Here is a 23,704-nt window from a genome sequence, read left to right as displayed (position 1 = left end):
CGACGTAGACGACTACAGACATGACTATCCGACTCCGTTTCAAGGCTCACTTCCGAGTGAGCGCATCAGGAGTCAACCCCGCTCCAGGACGGCGCAATCGCGCCTTGACGGTTTCTTGACACCACTGTCGGGCTCCTTAACGGAGTTCTTGCGGTGTCTGTGACGGCCTGCACATCTGGGGGGGGTCACGACCCCGTCCGCATACTCGACCTCCCAGGTCGGTGCCCCTAGGGCCCGGGTGTGTAGATCACGACCGGACAGTCCAGCACAGCGAGCGCCCTTGCCGCGGTCGGGTGAAGTACGGTACCGATCTGGTGGACCTGCAGGCGTGGGGCAATGAATAGCGCAATGGTGGGTGCAAACCACTTCAGATACTGTTCCAGTTCCCAGGTTTCGGTGACAACCAGCGCGTCCAGCTCGGGATGCGCTGTCTGCCAGCGAGACAGACTCCGCTCGATTCGCCGGCGCAGCTCGACGCTGGTGAGCTCGCCCTCACGGTATGGACCAGCCACCACCTTCAAGGGAAATCCCCGCCGGAGCGACTCCCCCACCGCAAACCGCAGAATGTTGTCGGCGTCAGGATCGGCGCCCACCTCGGCTACCACCCAACCGCAACCGGGCGGCTCATCCTGAAACACCACCACCGGGCAGTCGGCAGCAAGAATCAGCTCGGTGACCACGTTTGCGTGATGTCCTGGATGGGGAACCGCGGGAGCCGACGCCCCGACACAGATCATGGCCGGACGCCCCAGCCCCGCCAGCGTGACCGCGGGCCGACCGTTCACCATCAAACATTCGACATCGAGTTGCGGGGCCACTCGCTGCGCCTCGTTCTCTGCCTGCTCGAGGGTTGACTGTGCCGAACTCCGCAATCGGGCGGTCCCGGTCGGCAGAGCGGTGGTGGCATCGTCCGGATCGATCGCGTAGACGAGTCGAAGTGGCAGCCTCAGGCCGGCCGCCTCCCCAGCTGCCCACCGCACCGCTGCCATGGAACCGGCGGAGCCGTCGACTCCCACCACCACAGCCGTGTTGCCCCGTGCTGATTCTCTCCGCTGCGACGAGATCCGTGGTCGCCAATCGCACGGTACATCTGCGGCGCGCGTCTGCATGACAAACTCCTCCGGTAGTTCCAGACACCGAGTTTCGCGGGAGGTGCGCAAGCGGGACAGAGGCCGATGCCACCGATCACGGGCCGAAGGTCACCCTGGTCCGCCCCGGTCACTGCGGAGCGTTCCCGTCTCGTGCGCGTTCGTATGCCGCGACCGCAGTCGGCAGTGTCATGAAAAGGCGGTCCTCGCCGATCACGTCGAGCAGCCCGGCAGCCGTGAGGGCGTCCCGCAGGTCCTGTTTGACCCGGGCCATCGCGAAGACGACGCCGCGGCGTTCGCATTCGGCCCGAACACGATCCAGCGCCTCCAACGCGGTCAAATCGACATCGACATTGGCCTCGGCATTCAGCACAAACCATCGCACCGGTTCAGGACCTGTGTTCAGGGCCGCCAAGGCCCGCTTCCTGAAGTTCTCGGCATTCGCAAAGCACAGCGGAGCGTCGTAGCGATACACCATTAGCCCCGCGATTTGCCGGGCATCGGGGTAGTCGTCGATGTCGTGCATTCCGGCCAGCCCAGGCACAAAGCCCTGCACACTGTCGTGTGCACGGGCCAGTCGACGCAACAGATCGAGTACGGTCAACGCCACCGCGACGAGGACGCCCTGGAGAACTCCCAGCGACGCGACGCTGACGGTGGTGGCCACTGCAAGGATGAGTTCACTGCGGCGAAATCGGGCCAGCCTGCGAAACTGGTCGATATCGATGAGCTTGATCGCGGCGAAGACGACGATCGCGCCAAGTGCCGCTGAAGGAATCATCGCGATGAACTGGCCGCCGATGGTCACTGCCACGGCCACAACCGCGAGCATCACCAGGGAGTAAAGTTGTGTCGCGGACCCGGAGGCGACGCCGAGCGCGGTCCGGCTGCCGCTGGAACTCACCGGGAATCCTTGTGTCAGACCGACAATGACGTTGCAGGCGCCGAGTGCGCGCAACTCGGCGTTGGTATCGATCTCGTCTCCGGTCTTGGCGGCGAATGCCCGAGCAGTCAGCACGTTGTCCGAGAAGGCGACAATGGTGATACCTACCGCGGGCAATACCAGAGCCTCGATGTCCTGGCGTTCCAGGACCGGAAAGGTCACTGTCGGCCACTCCATGGGCAGTTCACCGACCACCGAAATCCCGCTACTCGTCAACGACAGGACGCCCACCAGAAGTATGGATACCACGACTGCCGTCAGCGGACCCGGAACACGCGGGGCCCAGCGCTCGAGGGCAAACACGACCGCTAGAGATGTGGCACTGAGAGCCACTGTGGGCCAGTGCAATCCCTGTGATTGCGAACCGGTGAGACGGCCCAGCTGACTGGTCACCATCATCACAGCGATACCAGTCAGATACCCCACGAGCACGGGTTCCGACAGGAGGTTGGCCAGGAAACCGAGCCTGAGCAACGCTGCGCCGAGGCACAGCGCGCCGACGAGCACAGCCAGCACCGCAGCACAGCTGGCGTAACGGACGTCATCCCCGGCCGCCAGCGGGGCAACCACTGCAGCCGTCATGAGCGCCGTGGTGGACTCCGGGCCGACTGAGAGTTGCCTCGACGAACCCAGCGCGGCATAGATCAGCAGCGGAGGCAACGCGGCCCACAACCCCGCAACGGGACTCAATCCCGCCAGGGTGGCGTATGCGAGCGCTTGAGGTATCAGATACGCGGCCACACTCGTGCCGGCAATCAGATCCCCACGTAACCAGCGGCGTTGGTAGGGCGCGGAATTCATCAAGCCCGGGAAGAGTGATTGCGGCCGGACGTGCATCGCTCAGCGATCAGTGCAGCGAGGCGACGGGTGCGCTCTGCGCAGCACCCGCACGCTGCGGTTCAACGTCAGTGGAATCAAGTGAGCGGTCACGGTGGCCCGATCCGCCAGATGCCGGTAGGCCTGCACGACCACCGACTCGACTTCAGCGCGGGAACATGCGGGGAATTTGGCGCAGACCGCGGTGATGATCTCGTCGATCTCATTGTCGAACACCACCGTCGACGAACCGCCCGGCTGAACGGGGACGTTCTCGATCAGCATTGCCGGACGACAATCACGGGCACTCGGGAGGCCTGCACCACCGCGTTGCTCACCGATCCGAGCAACATGCCGGCGAACCCTCCACGACCATGGCTTCCCACCACAACGAGCTGACCCGAATCCGCTTGTTCGACAATCCATCGCGCAGGGCTGTTTCGCGCCACGATTCGACGAACCGACACATCGGGATATCGGTCGACCCAGCCTGCCAGCTGCTCCGAAACCACCTCAGCTCCCAGCTTCTCCAGATCTGCCCAACCGACATCGACGATGTCTACGTTGTCGTCGCTGCAGGTGTGCACGGCAACCAGATCAACACCTCGCCGGGAGGCCTGGTCGAAGGCCAAGGCGGTGGCAGCCTGCGATGTAGGCGAACCGTCCACTCCCAGCACCACCGGCGCTTCGGGTGGCGGCTGCTCTTCGTTGCGCACCACGACCACCGGGCAGTGTGCGTGTTCGACCAGGCCTCGACTAACCGAGCCCAGGACTACCCCAGCCAACGCGCCCAGACCACGACGGCCGACGACAATCATGTAGGCGTCCTTGGATGTCTCGACAAGTGTCGCCAGCACAGAGCCGGTTGCTACCCGAGTGCCGACCGAGACCGGACGATCGGTGCTCGCCGTCCTGGATACCAGTGCAGTTGCCTCCTGCAGCAGGGCGTTCGCGCGCTCCTGCCGCGCGGCGTTGTACCGCTCCGACATGGCCGTATCGATCCACTCGCCCATCTCGGGTGTCAGGATCACGTGGACAACGGTGATCTTGCGGTTGCACAGGCCCGCTTCACGCGTGGCCCACTCGAGAGCCGACCGGGATGCTCGCGTGCCGTCATACCCGACCACGATCTCGCTTCCGGCAGTGTTCGAAGCCATGTCATGCCTTTCTTTTTTCCGAGCATCAGGGGATCCGTTGACGGCGTGAGCATCAGTGGTGATGCGGGCGTTTGTCGTCGCCGGCGAGGTGCCCAAACTCGCGATCCCACGTCGTATACCGTCTGCGGTTACCTCTGTGCCACCGGTACGGTGCCAGTTCTGGGAACGCACTGAGCCCTGGTGGCGGCGGCCATTGGCTGACCAGCTCACTGGAATGCGGTCACTGCCACACACCAGCTGATTTCGGCCGAGCGCACGCAACATCCACGGGTTCCGGAGGGTGAAGTGAAGGGTGTCCACGGCGGTCCTCCAGGCGACGTTCGATCCTGCTGTCGGTGCACATTCATGGTGGACTTAACCGGCCCGACTTCGAAGGGCCCAAAGTCACAGCTGTGCAGAGGCTTTGGCACGCCGATGGATCTGCGAAGGGTCCGACCTCAGAGCACGGCTCAGCGATGCACGAACGCGCCACCGTCGAGGCGTACCACGACATCGGACAGCGGTCGTCGTGGGGTGGGTGGCAATCGTCTGAGCCCCGCCGGCAACCAGCCGACGCGGATCATCATCTGCGGATACTCGCGATCGTCGAATGCCCACTGCCGCACGCCTTGTCGCGTTTCGGCAACTTCGAGTGGTTCGGAGATGAGGCAACTGACCAGCCCTTGCGAGGTAGCGGTGAGCAGGACGGCGCTGGTGGCCTCTCCAGCGCGCAATCGCGCCATGGTGTCATCCTCGGCGGTTCCGAGCGCCAGCAGCACTCCACTGTCGCGAGTCGAGTCCTCACCGTCCCCCGAGCTCAGCTGTGGGTCGGCGAAGAGTCGTCCGGGGATCGCGGCGCGCGGGTTCGACGGCGGCACATTGCGCGCGGGTACACCGTCATCCGCAGCGTGGCGCCCGGACCACGCGGCCAATTCGTCGAGGTAGTCGGAATCGCCGGCATGCGCCCATACCGCCTGCGCAAGAAGGGCGCGGAATTCCGTAGTCGGTTCCATCCGTCGCATCGTCACCCCGACACGCGCAGCGCGCGCACCCATGAGGGCAATATCGGCTGCGCGGACGGTCGTGGCGGCGTAGGAACGCCGGTCGGTGTAGCGCTGCTGAATGGCGGCGGCCAGGGCGATCTCGGCGTTGGAGGGCAGCGCACGGTGCAGCTCTATGGCAGCCAGATGGTGATGTTGCCCAGGGTCAGGTAGCCGGTGCACCACCGCACGCCATCCCAGTGCGGCAAACGCGATCTGGCAATGATGAAGTGTCGCACCGCAGCTGACCAGCAGGTCACGACCGTCGGGATCGGTATGGGGTAGCTGTCGCGACGGTTGCGCGTGAAGATGGATGCTGCGCAATCCCACTCGCCACTGCCAGGGTTGTGAATTGTGCAGCGATGGCGCGCGATTCGCCATCTCCAGGGCAGCGGTCACGGTGGCGTGGTCGGGAAAATGGACGTTCATGTCACCTCGAGATGCTGGGAGGTCTCCACGTGTGGCCCTCATTCGCGGGTCACGGCCTTCTCGAATTCCGAGAAGGCGCTGACAGCACGTGCGCCGTTCATGGTGGCGAGTTCGCTCTGCATCATCACAGCGACACCAATCGCCTCGGCAGCCTCTGCTTCGGTCACGCCCGCCGCAACGGCATTCCTGGCATTCGCCGCGATCACTGCGTCGCCACCCTGCACCACTGCGATGGCCAGCGCAATCAGTTCCTTGTCCTTCACCGTGAGAGCCCCCTCGAGCATCACCTGCTCGCGTAGTTCGTCGAGCGCCTGATGGACCGTGGGGTTCAGCTGTCGCAGTGCCCGGTACTCGGGCCACAGGGTGTCGAGAACATGGTGTGAGGGCCGGCGGCTGTTCATACCATCACGCTGCCTCGGCAGTGGCCCACGCCGACAGGGGCGAAAGTCACGACTAGAAGGGCATCTCACCGTCATTTGCGGTGCGACCCGTGCTCAATCGACGCTCGGCGTCCCCGTATTCACGGCAACGGCGCAGACCACCGCAACACGGTGCCACCGCCACTGCCTGCCGAGATCGAGAACGTGCCGCCGCACATCTCGGCTCGACGACGAAGGTTGCCTAGGCCACTCTCGGTCAGTGTTTCCAATGCGGGCACACCAACGCCGTTGTCGACGACCTCGATCACCAGGTCATCTGCGACCTTCACCGAAACGGACAACTCGGTCGCGCGGGCGTGCCGCGCCGCGTTGCTGACGGCCTCACGGATGACGGCCTCGGCATGCTCTGCCAGCGTGACATCGAGCACCGACAGCGGACCGGTGTACTGGACAACCGTACGAAGGTCCGCATCGGCGAATTGGGCGACGGCCTCATCGAGCCGCTGCCGGAGCCGCGTCACCTCCGCCGATCCACCGTGCAGGTCGAAGATGGTGGTGCGAATTTCCTGGATCACGTTTTGCAGGTCGTCGACACAGTCGGCGAGGCGACGCTGGGCTTCCTGAGAACGGGTGCGCGCAATCGTGCCCTGCAGAGCGAGCCCGACCCCGAACAAGCGTTGGATCACATGGTCATGGAGGTCCCGGGCAATACGGTCGCGATCGGACAACACGTCGAGTTCGCGGATCCGGAGCTGTGAATTGGCCAGTTGCCATGCCAATGCTGCCTGGTCGACGAACGAGGCTGCCATGTCGAGCTGTTCTGCTGAGAACGGGGCGGTATCCGGCCCTCGCATGATTGCGGCCACCCCGGCGACGGTCTCAGTGGTGCGCATCGGGAGCAACAGCACGGGCCCCTCCGCCTCGAACACGTCCGTCGTAACCTGTTCCGCGTCGACGAGTCGTGGTGCGCGCTCTCGATATACCTGGCCGAAGACAGTCCCGTCGACAGGGATGGGGGGCGCAGTGGTGACGTCACGACGCACGTCGCCCACCGCCTCCACCACCACGAGTTCGGTGACGTCGGCCGCGGGCGCCTCCGGGTCGGCAGGTATGGCCACCAGAACGACGTCGGCGTTGGTCAGTTTGAGTGCCTCGTCGGCCACCAAGCGAAACACCCCGGCGGGATCGGCGCCACCGAGCAACTGCGTGGCGATGTCACGGGTGGCCCCGATCCATGCCAGGCGGCTGCGCGACTGTTCGAACAGGCGCGCGTTGTCGATCGCGATACCGGCCGCCGCAGCCAGTGCTTGCGTGAGCACCTCGTCGTCCTCGCTGAACGGCTGACCGGAAGCCTTCTCGGTCAAGTACAGGTTGCCGAAGACCTCATCCCGTATGCGGATCGGAACGCCCAGGAAAGTCCTCATAGGCGGATGATGGGCGGGGAAGCCGACGGAGGCCGGGTGGTCACCGATGTTGGTGAGCCGGATGGGCCGAGGATCGCTGATGAGGGCGCCGAGGACGCCCTGTCCCTGTGGCAGCGGCCCGATCATCCGTCGGGTATCCTCGCCGATTCCCTCGTAGATGAACTCCACGAGTTCGTGGTCGTGGCCCCGCACTCCCAGCGCTCCGAATCGGGCGTCGATCAGTTCGATGGCGGTGTGGACGATGGTCCGCAAGGTTGCGTCGAGGTCCAGACCCGATGTCACCGTCAGCATGGCGTCGACGAGTCCGTCGAGTCGGTCCCGGCTCTCGGCGATCTCGTCGATGCGATCGCGCACTTCGCCCAACAGTTCCCGCAGCCGCAGCTGCGACAGAGTCGCTGCCATCGGGCGTAGATGTTCTGCACCCCCGGTCCCCGTGCCGGTCACGCTCTTTATTCTGCTCTGATCAGCCCAGAAACGAAAGGAAGCTTCAGGTGTAGTCCGGCCCATCGTCGCGGTGCAGTTTGGATACGAATACCGCGGCTTGGGTGCGCCGCTCCATTCCGAGTTTCGTGAGCAGCCGGGACACGTAGTTCTTCACCGTCTTCTCGGCGAGGAACATCCGGGCAGCAATCTGCTTGTTGGTCAAGCCTTCACCGAGCAGGTCGAGCAACACCCGCTCCTGATCGCTGAGCCCGGACAGTGGGTCCGCCTGCTCGGCGGCTCCGCGCAACTTGGCCATCAGGGCCGCGGCGGCCCTGGTGTCGAGCAAGGATTTCCCGGCGCCGACCTCCTTGACCGCATGTGCCAGCTCCATACCCTTGATGTCCTTGACCACATATCCGCTGGCACCCGCCAGGATCGCATCCAGCATCGCCTCGTCGGAGGTGAACGATGTCAGCATCAGGCAATGCAGATTCGGCATCCGCGACAACAGCTCGCGGCACAACTCGATACCGTTGCCGTCGGGCAGTCGCACATCGAGCACGGCAACATCAGGTTTGAGTGCCGGAATCCGCCTCAGCGCTTCGGACACCGAGCCGGCCTGTCCGATCACTTCGAGGTCGGGCTCCATGCTGAGGAGATCGACGAGTCCGCGTCGCACCACTTCGTGATCGTCGACAAGGAATACGGTCACCATATCGGGCCTTTCGTGGACGTCGCGATTTCCGGTCGCAGGCCGAACCCTGAAGTCAGTATCACTCACAGCGCGCCATGGCGACCAGAGATGAGAACCGAACATCGGCCATCTCGCAAAGCACTGTGCGCATCGGCTTTCGCAGCTTCCGGCCGTCGGTGGCCATTCCCCGGCCCGACTACCAGCAATTGAATTGAATCGTCTTGCTGAGCCAGGTAGTTCAATGTGGAACCGCGGGTGGCGACCGCCACGGCGTCGAGGTCCGGGTAGCGTCGCCGCCACCAGTCGAGTTGCTTGTCGAGTCGGGTCTGGGCGTCTCTGGTGGCTTCGGCCGCATCTGGAGCATCGGCGACGTCGGTGAAGCGGGGTTGCGACCCGGTGAGAACACGCAACGGGCACTTCCGCATCCGCGCCTCGCTCACGGCCAAGTCCAAAACTGCCGCGAAGGACGTGGATTCGTCAACTTCGGCAATCACGCATCCGCGGTGATCGGCGTCGTCTCGCCGGATGACGGCCACGGGGCAGTGCGTCGATCGCGACACCGCTGCGGCGACAGAACCGTAATGCCGTCCGGTGGATCGCCCAATGCCGAGATCTCCGACGCACAGCATCGTTGCCGATCGAGATGCATTCAACAGAGCGTGAATCGGATCATCCTGAACGATTTCCACCTCGATCTTGACCGGCTTGTCGAGAGACTCGACGGCCATGAACGCCTCGCGGATCGCGATCTCCGCGGTAGCCAGGTCGCGCGCAGCCACATCGGCGTTCATCGGGACCGGGCGAGGCGCGACGGCATACAGCAGCCGCAGCGGAACGTCACGATCCAGCGCCTCGTCCACCGCCCACAGCGCGGCCGCCAACGCCGAGCGTGAACCGTCGATGCCCACCACAACGGCGGGTGAAGGTATCGAATGATCCTTCACGGCGGCCTCCTCTCTGACGTTGTTGCTCGGCGTAGCCGTGTTGTGTCAAGCAGCATCGGCACGAGTGCCAACAGGCGGAAAGAGTCTTTGGTCACTCGATCCACATTGATGACTTTCTACCCGTGCGGGGCAGGACCTTTTGGCCGTACGGCACGACGTTCGGCCGCAGCGAAGCCGGGGGCGCCAGCACCAGGATTCTCTTTATGACCAGGCCGCCAGTCGTCAGCGCAACAGTCAGCGCGGCAACCGGGTCGGCCGACGTCGAGGTGCGCGAGACGCACACCGGCATCGTCGTTCTCGTGGGCGATCGCGCCTACAAGTCGAAGAAGGCAGTGGTCACCGACTTCCTCGATTTCCGCACGCGGGAGACACGTGAGCGGGCGTGCGCCCGAGAGGTGGACCTCAACCGTCGGCTCGCCCCCACCAGCTACCTCGGCGTAGGGCACTTTCACACTCCCGACGGCGCAGCCCCGGAACCGGTGGTGGTGATGAAACGCTACTCCGAGGATATTCGGTTGCGCCCCATGCTGGAACGCGGCGAGCCCACCGAACGTCATCTCACCGCGCTGGCACGAACACTGGCTCGGTTCCACGCCGGCGCGGCGCGTTCACCGGTGATCGACAACTGTGCGTCGGTCACGGGCATCGCCGGACGCTGGCAGGAGAACCTGTCAGCCCTGGACCGCTTTGCCGGAGAACTCGTCACGGCAGAGCAGATCTGCGAACTGCGGCGACTCGCCATGAGGTTCCTGGCCGGACGGGCCCCCCTGTTCGCATCTCGTGTTGCGGAGCATCGGGTGATCGACGGACACGGCGACCTGACGACCGACGACATCTTCTGCACCGAGGACGGTCCGGTACCGCTGGACTGCCTGGAGTTCGATGACCAGTTGCGTTATGTCGACGGCATCGACGACGCCGCGTTTCTGGCGATGGACCTGGAGTTCCTCGGCCGGCCCGAGTTGGCTGCGCTGTTTCTCGACAGCTACCGCCGCGCAGCCGCCGACCCGGCCCCCACAACACTGGCCCACTTCTACATCGCCTACCGAGCAGTGGTCCGCGCGAAAGTGGACTGCATCAAAGTCACCCAGGGTCAGCGCGCTGCCCGCGCCGACGTGTATCGGCATATCGATGTCGCTCAGAGGCATCTTCGATCGGGCACCGTGAGACTCGTGCTCATCGGTGGTGGTCCCGGCACCGGCAAGTCCACCTTGGCCTCCGCATTACGCGATGTGCTGGGCGCCCAGGTGATCTCGACCGACCTGGTGCGGCGAGAACTCCAACACCGGGGCCGCATCACCGGCGAAGTGGGCGATGTGGATCGGGGACTCTATGATCCCGCCAATGTCTCGGCCGTCTACGCCGAAGTCCTCGAGCGTGCAGGCCAAGCTCTGGGGCTGGGGAGATCTGTGATCCTCGACGGGACCTGGCGCGATGCCCGGCAGCGGCGCAGAGCCTTCGACCTCGCCCAACGCGCATCCGCGGCACTGGTTCAACTGTGTTGCACGACCAACCTTTCCGAGGCCCAGTCGAGACTCACCGCACGCGGGCCGACAGACTCCGATGCGACAGCTCGTGTCGCCGAGCAGATCACCAACCAACCTTGGCCTGGTGCGCACGTTGTCGATACGGGACGCCCAGTGGCCGAATCAGTGACCCACGCTCAGAGCATCTGCTCTGCGGCTTTCTGAAGATACATTTCGAGAGGAGAGGATTCATGCACGCACTCGTCTATCACGGTCCCGGCCGGCGGTCCTGGGAAGAGGTACCCGACCCGGTGATCCAACGCGCCACCGACGCTGTTGTCCGCGTGGATGCCGTCACCATCTGCGGAACCGACCTGCACATCCTCAAAGGAGACGTTCCCGAGGTGCAGCCGGGTCGGGTGCTCGGTCACGAGGCGGTGGGCACCGTGACCGAAATCGGAGCAGCGGTGGAGAATCTGGCCGTGGGTGACCGTGTGCTGGTGTCCTGCATCAGTGCCTGCGGCAGCTGCCGCTATTGCCGCGACGGTCACTACGGCCAGTGTCTCGGCGGCGGCGGCTGGATCCTCGGCCACCTGATCGACGGAACCCAGGCGGAGTTCGTCCGTGTTCCGTTCGCCGACAACAGCACTCACAAGATCCCGCCAGGAGTCAGCGACGAACAGATGGTCATGCTCGCCGATATCCTGCCCACGTCCTACGAGGTGGGAGTGCTCAACGGTACGGTCCGCCCCGGCGACGTGGTGGCGATCATCGGAGCAGGCCCCATCGGACTGGCAGCCATCCTCACCTCCCGCCTGTACAGCCCCGCACATGTCGTGGTGATCGACGTCGCCGCAGCACGTTTGGACGCTGCCCTCAAGCTGGGCGCCGACATCGTCGTCGATGCCACGGCACAGGATGCCCGCTCGGTCATCGACGGTCTCACCGCCGGTCTCGGCGCCGACGTCGCGATGGAAGCCGTCGGCGTCCCTGAGACCTTCGAACAAGCGGTGCGGCTGGTTCGCCCGAACGGCCACGTCGCAAATATCGGCGTGCACGGAGCACCGGGCACCCTGCACCTGGAGGACATCTGGAGCAAGAATCTGACCATCACCACCGGGCTGGTCGACACACACTCGACGCCGACGTTGGTCGGGCTGGTAGCAGCACACCAGATTGACACCACCCCGATGATCACCCATCGGTTCGGCTTCGACGAGTTCGACCTCGCCTATGACGTGTTCAGCCAGTCAGCCGACACCGGTGCGTTGAAGGTGCTGCTGGCCCCCACGCACCACGCCGAAGGCTGACTCGTGGAGAGCGCCTCGTGACACAGGATTCCGGATCACCGGACGCAGGCACACACGAATCACTGCCGGTCGTGGTGGGCGTCAACGGATCGGAGAGCAGCGGCGGGGCAGCACGGTGGGCGGCGCACCTCGCGCGTGCCCACCAGACCTCATTGCACCTGGTGTACTCCCAGGCCGAGCCGGCAGACCTAGACCGGTGCGCTGTTGCGACGACGATCCTGGACACGGCAGCTCAGGCTGTGGTGCGGGAGTTTCCCGATGTGGCGGTCGACACCGAGGAGGTGTCCGAGCCGGCCGACGTCGCGTTGATCCGGCGCAGTCGACACGCCCGGTTGGTCGTGGTGGGCAGCGAAGACGTCGGTCGTTCCGCAGCGCTGCTGCTCGGCTCCACCACTTTGACCGCAGCGACCCGGTCGGACTGCCCCGTGGTGGCGTGGCGCAATGTCGCGACCCCGACCACTGCTGAAGTGGTGGTGGGTGTCGCTCTCGGTGGCGCCGACGATGCCGCGCTCGGGGCCGCCTTCGAGTACGCGCACGACTTCGGCGCCCCGGTGACCGCAGTCCATGCCTGGAACCCTCGCCTGCCTGCCGATAGCGTCGAAGTGCCCTATCTGATCGACTGGGACGCCCTGCAACGCAGCGAAACCGAGGCACTCTGCGCCGCTCTGCGCCCATGGTCCGTCCGGTTTCCCGAAGTCGATGTCCACTGTGTCGTAGAGCGCGCCAAGCCGAGTCAACTGTTGCTCGACCACGCCGCCGACTGCCAACTGCTGGTGGTCGCCACTCATCGCAGCAACGCCCTGGCGGCCACGCTCCTGGGGTCGACCGCACTCAATCTCTTGCACCACAGTCCCGTTCCTGTCCTCATCTGCCCGGCCGCCAAACGATTCTGAGTTCCAGAAGAGGTGATCGCGGCGCTCGCCGGGTGCCCGGCCGGCCTGCAGTAACCAACTTCGGGACCAAAGCCTCCAGCGCTCGGGCTCCCCACGGCGTAACTTCAGAGATATCGCCTGTGTGGCAGGCAAAGCGGGCCCGAACGGAGCCCCGCTCACCCATTGAGACAAGGAACGTGATGAATCCATCCCGTGACCACGGTGATGATCGACCACGCGTGTATCTGCATCACCGTCACTCCCCCTACGGCGCGCCTCCACCGGGATGGCGGGCCCCCAGCGAGACCCGGCCTGAGCCCGAGCAGCAGACAACCGAGCAGCCGGACCCCATGTAAGCGATCAGCGTGACGACATGGTGGCGGGTCTACGTGGCCGCTACCGATCGAGCACCTTCCGGCCGACTGCGCTGTGGGTAGTCACGGCCACATTCCACCTGTTGGCAGCCGCGATTCTGCGAAGGCTACGCGCAGCGTTGGGCTTGGCGCCGCATTACAGCGCTGTCCGTGGGCGGTTGGGGGCATGCCGCGTTCGCCGATCCCGCGGCGGCCAGTCGCTTTGCCGTCCTTGAAACGCGTTCTGCCGCATGGCGGAATCGCGTGACACCCCGCGCTCTCGCGCTCTCACGGACGGACCACGATCACCGGGATCTGTGCCGAATGCACCACCGCCGAACTGACCGAACCCAGCAACATCCCGGAGAAGCCGCCGCGGCCATGGCTTCCCACAACGATGAGTTGCGCGTATTGCGCCTCCTCCATCAGCCACCGCGCGGGCTTGTCGCGCACCACACGGCGCCGAACCGAGACATCGGGGAACTGCTCCTGCCAACCGGCGAGTCTTTCCCCCAACAACTCCTCGCCGCGCTGCTCGTACTCTCGCCAATCGAGGCCGAGCATGGGCAGCAACCCCCATCGCTCCACGAATGCACCGCCACCAGTTCTGTTCTGCGCCGGTCGGCTTCAGCGAAGGCCAGCGGGATAGCCGCCTCGGAGGCGGGTGACCCGTCGACGCCGAGGATGACCGGAGCGGCCGGATCCGGCACGCGACCATCCGGCGCGTGGACCACCGCAATCGGGCCGTGCCCGAGATGCACCAGTCCCGAACTGACCGAACCCAGCACGGCCCGCCCGAACGCTCCCATCCCGCGGCTTCCGACCACCACCATCGATGCGTCCTTGGACGCATCGGCCAACACCGGCACGGCCGCCGCGAACACCACTTCCGAACGCACTTTCAGTGTCTCGTCGGCGGCTGCCACGACGGCGCGCGCCCGCGCGATGACCTGCTCCGCCGCCTCGCGTTCAGCGTCGATCAGCGTGTCGGGGGAAGAGGAGCCACCGGCCAACTCATGACGATCGGAACCACCGCATGCATCAAGGTGATGGGCAGGTCGAGACGGGTAGCTTCGGCGGCCGCCCAACAAACGGCTGCGTCGGACTCCTCGGAGCCGTCGACACCGACGAGAATGCCGTAGCGAGTTTCTCTGGTCATCTCTGTAGCCTCCGGCTCACTTCACCTGTCGATGTACTGACGTTATTGCGGCGCAGCTGACCCGGGCAGAGGCGTTGGTCCTGTCTGATGCGTGACACTGGTCCCACCCCAACGGATTCGCCTGCCGTCGCCTGGTCGCATGACCTGGCAGCCAATTCGAGTGGAGCGCTCAAGGAAGCGATGAGGTCTCTCGGCGGCGATCATGTGTGCCGCGGGTGCTTCCCGTCGCCGTCGGCGAGTTGGTGAAGCTCGTTGTCCCACTCCGTGTATCGCTTGTGGTCCAGGCGACGTTGCATCATCGCGCGTCCCAGCGCTGCTGCCGCTGCGACGCCCAGCCACGTGGCGACAGCCGCCATCACCGCAGCCAGAGCGGCGTCCGCCGGAGTGGGCGGCGCCGGCACGCGGACGCCGCGGTGGTCCACCCAGATCGTCATCTCGTCGCCGCGCTGATACCACTCTTTGGACCGCACCACGTCTTCGTGGATCTCGTCTCCCACCGACCAACGCACCGGCGTCAACGATCCCGTGTCGGAAGGAGCTGTCACATTGACGCTGTTGTCCGTGACCAACGCAGACCTCTCCTGCCGTGTCGCCAGGGCATCGGTGCGATATGTCGTCTGGCTGTCGTGTACGGCGGTGCCGATCGCGCCGGCAACAGGCACAAACAGAACCAGGATGGCCACCAGGAATAGGGTGGAGATCGCTTCCACGCGATCACTGTTCCGCACCAGCGGATTACGACCGCAAGCTCGCAGCAGCAACGTGTTCTTGACGGTGAAATGCACGGTGTCCATGGCAGCCCCTCCGAGGAGCGAGAGCGACGTTCGTCTGTCTACACGTCGATGATGAATGAGACCGCCCGCTCGGGCGGAGGGGCCAAAGTCACTGCTGTGCGGGGCATTGGCCCTGCACGATCGCCGTACGCAGTGGCGCCAAAGGTCACCTGGAACGAGGTATGGCATCTCCCGCTCCGAGATCGTACGGCGGTGACGCGGCTGACCGGGGAACTCAGCGAGCGCGAGCGGTACTTGTGATTCTTCACCGCACATCCCTGCCATCTCGATGATTGGGCATCGAAACGTGACCGAAAGCGGAGATGCAGACGTCGCCATCGGCGCGTTCGAAGCGGGGCCAACTACTGGGGGTGACGACCCTCGCACCGTCACGGAGATGAAGTGCAGCCACTCATCGCTGGATGCCCATCCGGTGGTGACTCACTACATCGGTCTCCCCGATCCTGGCTCGATCCGATGGCGGTTCATGCCGCACGAGGCAGATCCCTCGGAGCTGTCTTGGCCTCCGACGCCGGCAATCCGGCGCCGCGTGGCACCCACCCGATGTATGTCAGATAAACCCCAACCGCCGCCGTCACCAGCATCGATGCCTGCCACCAACCGTTACGCCCCATCAACGTCTCCGTTATGGACACCGACACCTGGGGAAACGTCACGAGGAGCGCCCCCTTGACGACGGTGAGCCAACCGATGGCCGAGACTATGGCGGCCGGCGCACCGCGCCAACTGGTGTGTGCGGCAATCACAGTCAGACCGATGAGCAGAACGAACGCGCCTGTCACCCACAACAAGGCAGAGCTCGTCGTCAAGTCCGACATCAGCGCCGGCATCTGTTGGCTTCTCGCCACCGCCGCCAGCGTCACCACTATCAGATATGGTCCGAGCACTCGGGCAATCACTCGCGTGCGATCAGTTGTCCTCGCTATGTGTTTCACGGTCTTTGCCTCCACGTTCTGTCCGCGAATGTCGGCTGCGGCCTGATGCCGCCGCCCACTCAGATGACACCAGCAAGAGGGAAATCGACGGTAGGGGAAGACGGCTCGACGTGGCGGAGCCTTAGGTCCTGCGCACATACCGTCCGACCATGCGGGGCACACAGGTTCTGGTCTCGACAACGCTCGAACATCCTCGGGGAGGTGTTCGAGCACATTGTGGACGTGGCTCTACGGCACAAGGCGGAACACGACGGCGGTGGCCACCGACGCGCAAGGCCGGTCGACGTTCGCACTCTGCCCGCATCACGGTGGGTGCCGTCGGCGGGGCCGGTGAGGGTCCGGCGACCAGCACTCGCCCCTTTCAGGGGCCCAGGGTGGGCTGCGGACCCTGGCCGGTCTCCCGCGGCAGAACTCGGGGCTCTGAATCCTTCGCCGTCTCCTCGCGGCGACGAATGTAGGTGTCCGCAGCGATGATTCGTTTGATCGAATCGAGTATCTTCATGGTGACCATGTGACCTCCGTGTGTGCTCTATGCCGTCAAGCCGAGGTCGATGAGCGCCTTTGCCTCTTTGACGTGTGTCTCGGCTTGCTCGGTCGCAGCGATGAATTCGCCGTCATAGTTGTTGCGGGTCTGAGCCAGGGCAGCCAGACACATGTGTGACGCACTGTGGGCATCCTCGGCAGCTGCGTCGAGTTCGGCAGAGATTTGGGGGTCAGGGGTGGGGAGGTGTTGCGGCACACCCACTGCCGCCGCATCGTGCATGCGCTGACAGGCGTCGTTGAACGCAGAAGAGTCCCACTGCCGCACCGCACGCTGCGAGTCGTCCAGCGCAGACTCCAGTTCGTCGACATCCGAACGGGCCGAGGTCCACCACTGTTGGACGGCCGCTCGTTTGGCGGCCGCGTCATCGACGTGCTGACCGGGGCCAGAAGCGCTGTGCCCCAGTAATACCCCCGCGCCGACTAGGGCCACCGCCGAGGCCACCAACGCGACCCAGAACGCAGGACTGTGCAACCAGCCGAGCAGACCCCGAGTTGGCTCCAGCGATTCCCCGCACTCGCCACAGACATCCCAGTCTGCGGGATTTACATGACCGTTGGGGCACATCGCCATGTCGTCGGCGTCGTGGGGCGTGGTCATCTTGACGTCCCGAGTCATCGAGGTCGCACCACCATCACCGGAACGTGCGCAGAATGCGCCACCGCTGAACTCACAGATCCCAGCAGCATTCCGGAGAAGCCTCCCCTGCCATGGCTGCCGACGACGATCAGCTGCGCGTCTCGCCCCTCCTCGAGCAGCCAGTGAGCGGGCTTGTCGCACAGGACCCGCCTCCTGACCGTGACGTCGGGGTACTGCTCTTGCCAGCCCGCCAGCCGCTCACCCAGCACCTCTTCCCCGCGCTGTTCGAACTCCCGCCAGTCCAAACCGATCACCGGCAGCACTCCGACATCGCTCCAGACATGTACAGCCACCAACTCCGCCCTGCGTCGGTCCGCTTCGGCAAAGGCAATCTCGGTGGCCGCTTCGGAGGCCGGCGATCCGTCAATGCCCAGGACTATCGGGGCTGCTTCGTCTGGCAAGTGCCCGTCCTGGACGTGCACCACCACAACGGGACCGAACCCATAGTGCACCAACCCGGCGCTGACCGATCCGAGCACCGCTCGCCCGATGGCGCCCATCCCCCGGCTGCCGACGACGACCATCAGAGCATCCTTCGACGCATCGGCCAGGGCCGGAACCGCGCCGGAGAATTGCATGTCGGTGCGGACCTCCACGTTCTCACCGGTAGCCGAGAGAACCTCGGTGGCCCGGCCGATCACGGTCGCTGCAGCTTCACGTTGGGCTTCGGCGATCGTCTCGGGAAATGAAGCCATGGGCCAACTGATCACGATCGGTTCGACTGCATGCATCAAAGTGATCGCGACACCGAGTTTCGCAGCCTCCGTGGCGGCCCAGCGGACGGCGGCATCGGACTCTTCAGAACCGTCGACTCCGACGAGAATGCCGTAGCGAGTGTCTGCTCTTGTCATCATCTGTCTCCGATCACTCGGGATGGCACGACGACTCGCAAGTGGTGACGAAAACTCTCAACACCACCGTCGTCGTGGGTCTACCACGACAACACCTGCCTGGCGTCACTGCCGGTTTTGATGAGTAAGACGTTATGGGGCGAGCGCCGGCGCGGTCAGGGTCGTTGGTCCCGTCTGGCGGGTGCCGGTGGTCACCCGCCCGGCGTCGGCCAAGCGATACCCCGATGGGTACTGTGCGAACCGGTATCGGGACACCACCCGGCAACCGGCGGCTCGAACGTGCCCTAAGCCGTTGGCTTCCAGGTTCACTGGACCCTGGGTGACCGCGGGCACGGCGCCTCAGCATGAGCAGATGACCAACGAGACCATCGCTACCCGGTGGGCAGTCCCCCCTGAACGCTCAGTTCGTCCATCTGGCACGGCCCCGCGAGCTGAACCGCGCGGCACGCCGATGGATGCGATGAACATGGCCGCGGGTGCGACGCACGGAGGGGGCACCGAGGGGTTCGGCGTAGAAGACCGACTTGGTTACTTCGACAAGGATGAGATAAACAGCGGTCAACGCCACCAGAGCAGCGAAGAACTGCCACGGCAATGGAGTGAATCCGAGGTGACGGTTCAGGGGTGTGACGGTCACCGCGACGCCAACCATGATGACGGCCAGCGTCGCCAAGATCAATGGCACACTCGGTCTGCTGCGCAGAAAGGGCACCCGTCTGGTCCGCACCGCGAAAATGATCAGCGTCTGGGTGGCCAGAGATTCCACGAACCAGCCCGTGCGGAATTCGGTGGCACCGGCGTGCAGGACACCCAACATCAGACCGAAGGTCATGAAGTCGAAAAGCGAACTGATGGGGCCGAAAGTCAGCATGAAGCGCCTGATGAAGCCGATGTTCCAGTGTGACGGGGCGTGTAGCTGTTCGTCGTCCACTCGGTCTGATGGAATGGCCAGTTGCGACGTGTCGTAGAGCAGGTTGTTGAGCAGGATCTGGCTTGGCAACATCGGCAGAAAGCTGAGTACGGCCGAAGCTGCCGCTGCGCTGAACATGTTCCCGAAGTTGCTCGACGTACCCATCAGCACGTACTTGATCGTGTTCGCGAATATCCGGCGCCCTTCGCTGACACCTGCGGCAAGCACACCCAGGTCCTTGTCCATGAGCACCACGTCGGCGGCGTCCTTGGCCACGTCGGTGGCGCTGTCGACCGAGATACCGACATCGGCCGAATGCAATGCCAGTGCGTCGTTGACTCCATCACCGAGGAAAGCCACCGAGCGGCCGTGCCGCCGCAAGCTCGAGATCACCCGGGCCTTCTGTTCGGGCGAGACACGGGCGAAGATCGTGAGCTCGGCGACAGCGGTGTCGAGTTGCTCGGCAGTCATGTCCGCGAGGTCCGCACCGGTAACCGACCCCTTGGACACCAAACCGAGCTCGGTACAGACCTTCTCGGCGACAGCGGCATTGTCGCCGGTGGCCACCTTGACCTCGATGCCCAACGCGGCAAGCTCGCGAAGCGACTGACGGGCAGCGGCTTTCGGCCTGTCAGCGAACACCAGGAAGCCCCGCAGCGACAAGCCCGCTTCATCGGAGACCGTCACGGTGGACATCCCGTCGGCGGCTCTGGTGGCCACGGCGACCACGCGCCGACCTTCGGCGAAGAGAGCGGCCAGCGTCCTGCGCGCGGTGTCCGGCACCCGCACACATCTGTCCATGATCTGTTCGGGGGCACCCTTGCACACGAGAACGCGATCGGTGCCGTCGTCCACCAGTGCGGTGGTGGATCTGCGGGAATGGTCAAAAGGCAGCAAAGCAACGCGTGTGACACCGGTGACCGGTGGCCTACCGCTCCACAGAGCGGCGTCGAGTTCATTGGCGCACCTGCCGCCGACTGCCGGGTCGATCTCGGTTGCCAGCATGCCGAGACGCAACACCGGGTCAGCGTGGACGCCCCCGGGATCGACGGCGTCGACGAGTTCGATACGACCCTCGGTCAATGTGCCCGTCTTGTCCGTGACCAGTATGTCGATGTCACCGAGATCTTCGATGCATATGAGCCGCTTGACCAGCACCTTCAGGCTGGCCAGCCGGCGAGAGCCGGCCGCCAGACTGGTGCTGACGACAGCGGGCAGCAATTGAGGCGTGATGCCCACGGCAATGGCGAGGCCGAACAACGCGGACTCGATCACCGGCCGGCGTAACAGGAGGTTGATGACGATGATGACGCCCGTGAGCGTCAGCGCGACCCACAGCAGAAGATACGAGAATCGACGCAGGCCCAGCTGGAACTCGGTTTCCGGTTCGCGCTCGCCGAGCCCGGCCGCGATGCGCCCGAATTGCGCGTCGGCGCCGGTGGCGTACACCAGGGCAGTGGCATCACCGGCAGTCACCACGGTGCCCATGAACGCCAGGTTCGCCGCATCAGCCAGGGCGGCCCCCGCCACCGTGCCCACGGTTTTCTCGGTGCTACCGGATTCACCGGTGAGAATGCTCTCGTTGCACTCGAAACCGTTGACTTCCAGCAGCCGAACATCGGCGGGAACCAACTCCCCGAGTTCCAGTCGTATCACGTCACCGGGCACCAGGTCGACCACATCGACTTCCGTCATCATGTTGTCGCGCAGCGCTGTTGCGGTATGGCGGATCCGCGAATGGAGTGCCGCAGTGGCGCGCTCGGCCCGGTATTCGTTGACAAAACCCAGTCCGACACTGACGGCCAGGATGACGCCGATGATCAACGCTTGAGTGCGATCCCCGAGGAAGTACGAGACCACCGCGGTAGCGGCCAGCAAACCCAAGACAGCGTTGTCGAGTTGACGGAGAAGAACCCGCAGGGCACTGACGCCGTGTGTGCGAACGGCGTTCGGCCCCCACTTCGCTCGTCGGTCGGCAGCCTCTCGGCCGGACAAGCCCGCCCTCGACGCGTTCAATGACGTCAGCAACTCCGGGATCGAAGCGACGCACACCTGCTCCGGGCTCACCTTGTGTGGCAGGACCTGCGTCGTCACGCTGGGTTCACCGGGCCGCATCCAGGAGCACCCGCCGTTCCGCGGCGCCGATCGCGCGTCGAGCGCCATCCACGGCGTCCGGATTGACAGATACCGAAGTGATGCCCATTCGCACGAGGTACTCGGCAAAGGCGGGATCGGTCGACGGCGCCTGCCCGCACAAGGAGGACGTGATCCCGAACTTGTTGGCGGTGTGGATGATCCGGCGGATAGCATGGAGAACCGCCGGATCGGATTCGTCGAACAACTCCGCACAGATCTCGGAATCCCGGTCTACGCCCAACAGCAGCTGCGTCAGGTCGTTGCTGCCGATCGACACGCCGTCGATACCGAGGCCGATGTATTCCGGCAACCAGTGCACCACCGAGGGCACTTCGGCCATCACCCAGCGGTGCAGACCGCGCTGTCGGCCGAGCGGACTGGCGTCCACCAGATCCAAGCACCGTTCCAACTCCCATTTGGTCCGCACAAACGGAATCATGAGTTGAAGATTCGGGAACTGTTCTCGAACCCGCGCCAGGACCTGCAGCTCCAGATCGAACAAGCTCGGGTCGCTGACATAGCGGTAACACCCCCGGTAGCCAATCATCGGATTGTGTTCCAGCGGCTCGTAGGAGTCGCCACCGGCGAGATTGCGGAACTCGTTGGTACGAAAGTCGGTGGCGCGGTATATCACCGGGCGGGGCGAGAAGGCCGCGGCGATCCGACTCAGTGACGCGACCATCGCGTCCACCAGTGAAGCCTGCTTGCCGCTCGCGATCAGAGCACGGGGGTGCCTGCCGCTCAAAGCCTGCGTCAGCATGAATTCCGCACGCAGCAGCCCCACGCCGTCACAGTCCAGCGCCGCGGCAGCCTCAGCGGTGTCCGGCATCGCCAGGTTGACGTACACCCTGGTGGCCGTCACCTCCGCGACATGTGGTTGCGGCCCGTACCGATCCACCACCGCACCGACGCCGGCCGGGTCCGCCACCTCGATCTTCCCCGCGAGGACGCGTCCCCGGGTGCCGTCGACAGTCACCGTCAGGCCGTCATGCAGGTCAGTGGTCGCACTACGTGCGCCTACCACGCACGGCACCCCCAGCTCCCTGGCCACGATGGCGGCGTGGCAGGTCATGCCGCCGGTGTCGGTCACCAGTCCCGCGGCCCGGCGGATGGTCGGGAGCCAGTCCGGATTGGTCATCTGGGCAACCAGGACGTCCCCGTCACGAAGGCGGTCGCCCTCGCCGGGATCCGCGAGCACTGTGACCGGTCCAGAACCGAGCCCCGGTGCGGCCGCCAGTCCGCGTACCAGTACGGCGTGATCGTCGGGTGTCAGGGTGGACGCCTGGCGCAGTGTGGTGATGGGACGAGCCTGCACCAGGTAGGTCTGTCCGTTGCTGATCGCCCACTCGGTGTCCTGGGGGCATCCGTTGTGGCGCTCGGCGCTGACCGCCAGATCGGCCACGCGCCTCAACTCAACGTCGTCGAGTACCCGGGCGCCGGCCAGGTCCGCGTCCAGGGTGACGCGTTGGTCATGGCCGTCGGACCCGCGGACGATCTTGAAACCCTGCCGCCCGACCCGGACGTCCAGCACCTCGAGCGTGTCCTTGGCCACCACATAGGTATCCGGTTCCACGGCGCCGGACACCACCACCTCACCCAGCCCGTAGGCAGCCTCGATCACCACTCGGTCCGGAGCACCGGTGCTAGGGTCCGCGGTGAACGCCACACCGGCTTTCTCCGATTGAACCATCTGCTGCACCACCACGGCCATTGCCGGTTCGGCAGTGAAATGCTTGCTCGCGCGGTAGGCCACCACACGTGGCGAGAAGAGTGACATCCAGCACCGCACAACGGCTTCGCGCAACGAAGTTTCACCGGCGATGTTGGTCAGCGTCGCATTCATCCCGGCGAAGGAGGCATCGCGACCGTCTTCCCCCGTCGCCGAGGAACGGACCGCGACAACACATCCCCTCCCGAGTCGTTGGTAAGCCGACAGCGCCGCCTCGACCACGTCGTCGGCCAACCCCCCTTTGTGGACAAGTTCCTGCATTCGTCCGCACAGCTCGGTGAGACGACCGGAGTCTGCGACGGCGTGCAGCGCTTCGTCGTGCAGCGCACGCAGTTCGGCATCAACACCGGCAGCGCGCATCGATTCGACGTAGGCGCCGCGGAGCAGGACGAAGCCCGGTGGGACAGGCAAACCGGCCGACACCAGCTCACCCATGTTGGCGCCTTTGCCGCCCGCCTCCTCGGCGTCGGTGATCCCCAGCTCAGCGATGTTCTTGACATAGCGGTCCTCGTGCATGCACTCACTGTCGTCGGCCCCGGCCGGTGCGCGTAGCGGCGCAGGACCATACCCCGTCGGCGAAGGTCCCAGTCAGCCGGTGTCTTAGGTCCCACACGCCCGGTGACGCACCCGGGTGTGATCGCAGAGTCCCGCGGCTAGACCCCACAAGACCTCCGGTGTGCGGCCTTTCGACC

At 64.9% G+C, this 23,704-nt stretch carries 19 protein-coding genes and 1 pseudogene; 3 read left to right on the top strand and 17 right to left on the bottom strand.

The annotated features are described in order from the left end of the window. Positions 1 to 227: 227 nt before the first annotated feature. The 9 genes from BVC93_RS25070 to BVC93_RS25030 all read right to left on the bottom strand — a co-directional run bounded on the left by BVC93_RS25070 (position 228) and on the right by BVC93_RS25030 (position 9,317). Positions 228 to 1,109, bottom strand: a complete 882-nt coding sequence (locus BVC93_RS25070; protein ID WP_083739807.1) for a universal stress protein — start codon at positions 1,107 to 1,109, stop codon at positions 228 to 230. A gap of 109 nt (positions 1,110 to 1,218) precedes the next feature. Beyond that, positions 1,219 to 2,868 (bottom strand): SulP family inorganic anion transporter, encoded by a 1,650-nt coding sequence (locus tag BVC93_RS25065; RefSeq protein ID WP_083739806.1) that lies wholly within the window; start codon positions 2,866 to 2,868, stop codon positions 1,219 to 1,221. A 3-nt stretch (positions 2,869 to 2,871) separates the two neighbouring features. Then, positions 2,872 to 3,132 carry a three-helix bundle dimerization domain-containing protein gene (locus tag BVC93_RS25060; RefSeq protein WP_083739805.1) on the bottom strand — a complete coding sequence of 87 codons (261 nt, stop codon included), beginning with the start codon at positions 3,130 to 3,132 and terminating at the stop codon, positions 2,872 to 2,874. Continuing rightward, on the bottom strand, positions 3,126 to 4,004 hold the full coding sequence (locus BVC93_RS25055; RefSeq protein ID WP_083739804.1) for a universal stress protein: 879 nt from the start codon (positions 4,002 to 4,004) through the stop codon (positions 3,126 to 3,128). The genes BVC93_RS25060 and BVC93_RS25055 overlap by 7 nt, the downstream gene beginning before the upstream one ends. A gap of 449 nt (positions 4,005 to 4,453) precedes the next feature. Then, positions 4,454 to 5,452 carry an Acg family FMN-binding oxidoreductase gene (locus BVC93_RS25050; protein ID WP_083739803.1) on the bottom strand — a complete coding sequence of 333 codons (999 nt, stop codon included), beginning with the start codon at positions 5,450 to 5,452 and terminating at the stop codon, positions 4,454 to 4,456. Between the two features lie 38 nt (positions 5,453 to 5,490). Continuing rightward, positions 5,491 to 5,853 (bottom strand): carboxymuconolactone decarboxylase family protein, encoded by a 363-nt coding sequence (locus BVC93_RS25045; protein WP_083739802.1) that lies wholly within the window; start codon positions 5,851 to 5,853, stop codon positions 5,491 to 5,493. A gap of 119 nt (positions 5,854 to 5,972) precedes the next feature. Next, the gene (locus BVC93_RS25040) at positions 5,973 to 7,658 is read right to left on the bottom strand and encodes a sensor histidine kinase (protein ID WP_083739801.1); all 1,686 of its coding nucleotides are present in this window, start codon (positions 7,656 to 7,658) and stop codon (positions 5,973 to 5,975) included. A gap of 85 nt (positions 7,659 to 7,743) precedes the next feature. After that, entirely contained in the window at positions 7,744 to 8,394 is a 651-nt protein-coding gene (dosR, locus tag BVC93_RS25035) for a hypoxia response regulator transcription factor DosR/DevR (protein WP_083739800.1), read from the bottom strand. A 62-nt stretch (positions 8,395 to 8,456) separates the two neighbouring features. Then, a complete protein-coding gene (locus tag BVC93_RS25030; protein ID WP_083739799.1) occupies positions 8,457 to 9,317 on the bottom strand; it encodes a universal stress protein in 861 nt (286 codons plus the stop codon). A gap of 203 nt (positions 9,318 to 9,520) precedes the next feature. Here BVC93_RS25030 and BVC93_RS25025 point away from each other — a divergent pair, with 203 nt between their 5' ends. From BVC93_RS25025 to BVC93_RS25015, 3 genes are read left to right on the top strand one after another with little or no spacing between them, the layout of a single operon-like run. Next, the gene (locus BVC93_RS25025; protein WP_083739798.1) at positions 9,521 to 11,008 is read left to right on the top strand and encodes a bifunctional aminoglycoside phosphotransferase/ATP-binding protein; all 1,488 of its coding nucleotides are present in this window, start codon (positions 9,521 to 9,523) and stop codon (positions 11,006 to 11,008) included. A gap of 26 nt (positions 11,009 to 11,034) precedes the next feature. Beyond that, positions 11,035 to 12,093, top strand: a complete 1,059-nt coding sequence (locus tag BVC93_RS25020) for a zinc-dependent alcohol dehydrogenase family protein (RefSeq protein ID WP_083739797.1) — start codon at positions 11,035 to 11,037, stop codon at positions 12,091 to 12,093. Positions 12,094 to 12,110: 17 nt separating this feature from the next. Then, complete coding sequence (locus BVC93_RS25015; protein WP_083739796.1) at positions 12,111 to 12,986, top strand: universal stress protein; 876 nt, start codon at positions 12,111 to 12,113, stop codon at positions 12,984 to 12,986. 620 nt (positions 12,987 to 13,606) lie between these two features. On the opposite strand, the pseudogene BVC93_RS25010 reads toward BVC93_RS25015, so the two are convergent. From BVC93_RS25010 to ppsA, 8 genes and pseudogenes are all read right to left on the bottom strand, one after another. After that, positions 13,607 to 14,477: pseudogene (locus BVC93_RS25010) on the bottom strand (universal stress protein). A gap of 200 nt (positions 14,478 to 14,677) precedes the next feature. Continuing rightward, on the bottom strand, positions 14,678 to 15,271 hold the full coding sequence (locus BVC93_RS25005) for an Rv1733c family protein (RefSeq protein WP_083739795.1): 594 nt from the start codon (positions 15,269 to 15,271) through the stop codon (positions 14,678 to 14,680). Between the two features lie 464 nt (positions 15,272 to 15,735). After that, positions 15,736 to 16,158: a hypothetical protein gene (locus BVC93_RS25000; protein WP_083739794.1), complete on the bottom strand. Its 423-nt coding sequence runs from the start codon at positions 16,156 to 16,158 to the stop codon at positions 15,736 to 15,738. Between the two features lie 409 nt (positions 16,159 to 16,567). Then, positions 16,568 to 16,717, bottom strand: a complete 150-nt coding sequence (locus BVC93_RS33255) for a hypothetical protein (protein WP_157517068.1) — start codon at positions 16,715 to 16,717, stop codon at positions 16,568 to 16,570. A gap of 18 nt (positions 16,718 to 16,735) precedes the next feature. After that, the gene (locus BVC93_RS24995; protein ID WP_083739793.1) at positions 16,736 to 17,365 is read right to left on the bottom strand and encodes a zinc ribbon domain-containing protein; all 630 of its coding nucleotides are present in this window, start codon (positions 17,363 to 17,365) and stop codon (positions 16,736 to 16,738) included. Then, on the bottom strand, positions 17,362 to 18,237 hold the full coding sequence (locus tag BVC93_RS24990) for a universal stress protein (protein WP_083741318.1): 876 nt from the start codon (positions 18,235 to 18,237) through the stop codon (positions 17,362 to 17,364). The genes BVC93_RS24995 and BVC93_RS24990 overlap by 4 nt, the downstream gene beginning before the upstream one ends. A gap of 400 nt (positions 18,238 to 18,637) precedes the next feature. Further along, positions 18,638 to 21,241 (bottom strand): magnesium-translocating P-type ATPase, encoded by a 2,604-nt coding sequence (mgtA, locus tag BVC93_RS24985; RefSeq protein WP_442928973.1) that lies wholly within the window; start codon positions 21,239 to 21,241, stop codon positions 18,638 to 18,640. 7 nt (positions 21,242 to 21,248) lie between these two features. Further along, a complete protein-coding gene (gene ppsA, locus BVC93_RS24980; RefSeq protein WP_083739791.1) occupies positions 21,249 to 23,528 on the bottom strand; it encodes a phosphoenolpyruvate synthase in 2,280 nt (759 codons plus the stop codon). Positions 23,529 to 23,704 lie beyond the last annotated feature (176 nt).

Origin of the sequence: Mycobacterium sp. MS1601, from assembly GCF_001984215.1 — a bacterium.
Classification (GTDB): domain Bacteria; phylum Actinomycetota; class Actinomycetes; order Mycobacteriales; family Mycobacteriaceae; genus Mycobacterium.
The sequence above is the reverse complement of the archived record's forward strand: the minus strand, read 5'-3'. Positions and strand labels throughout refer to the sequence as shown.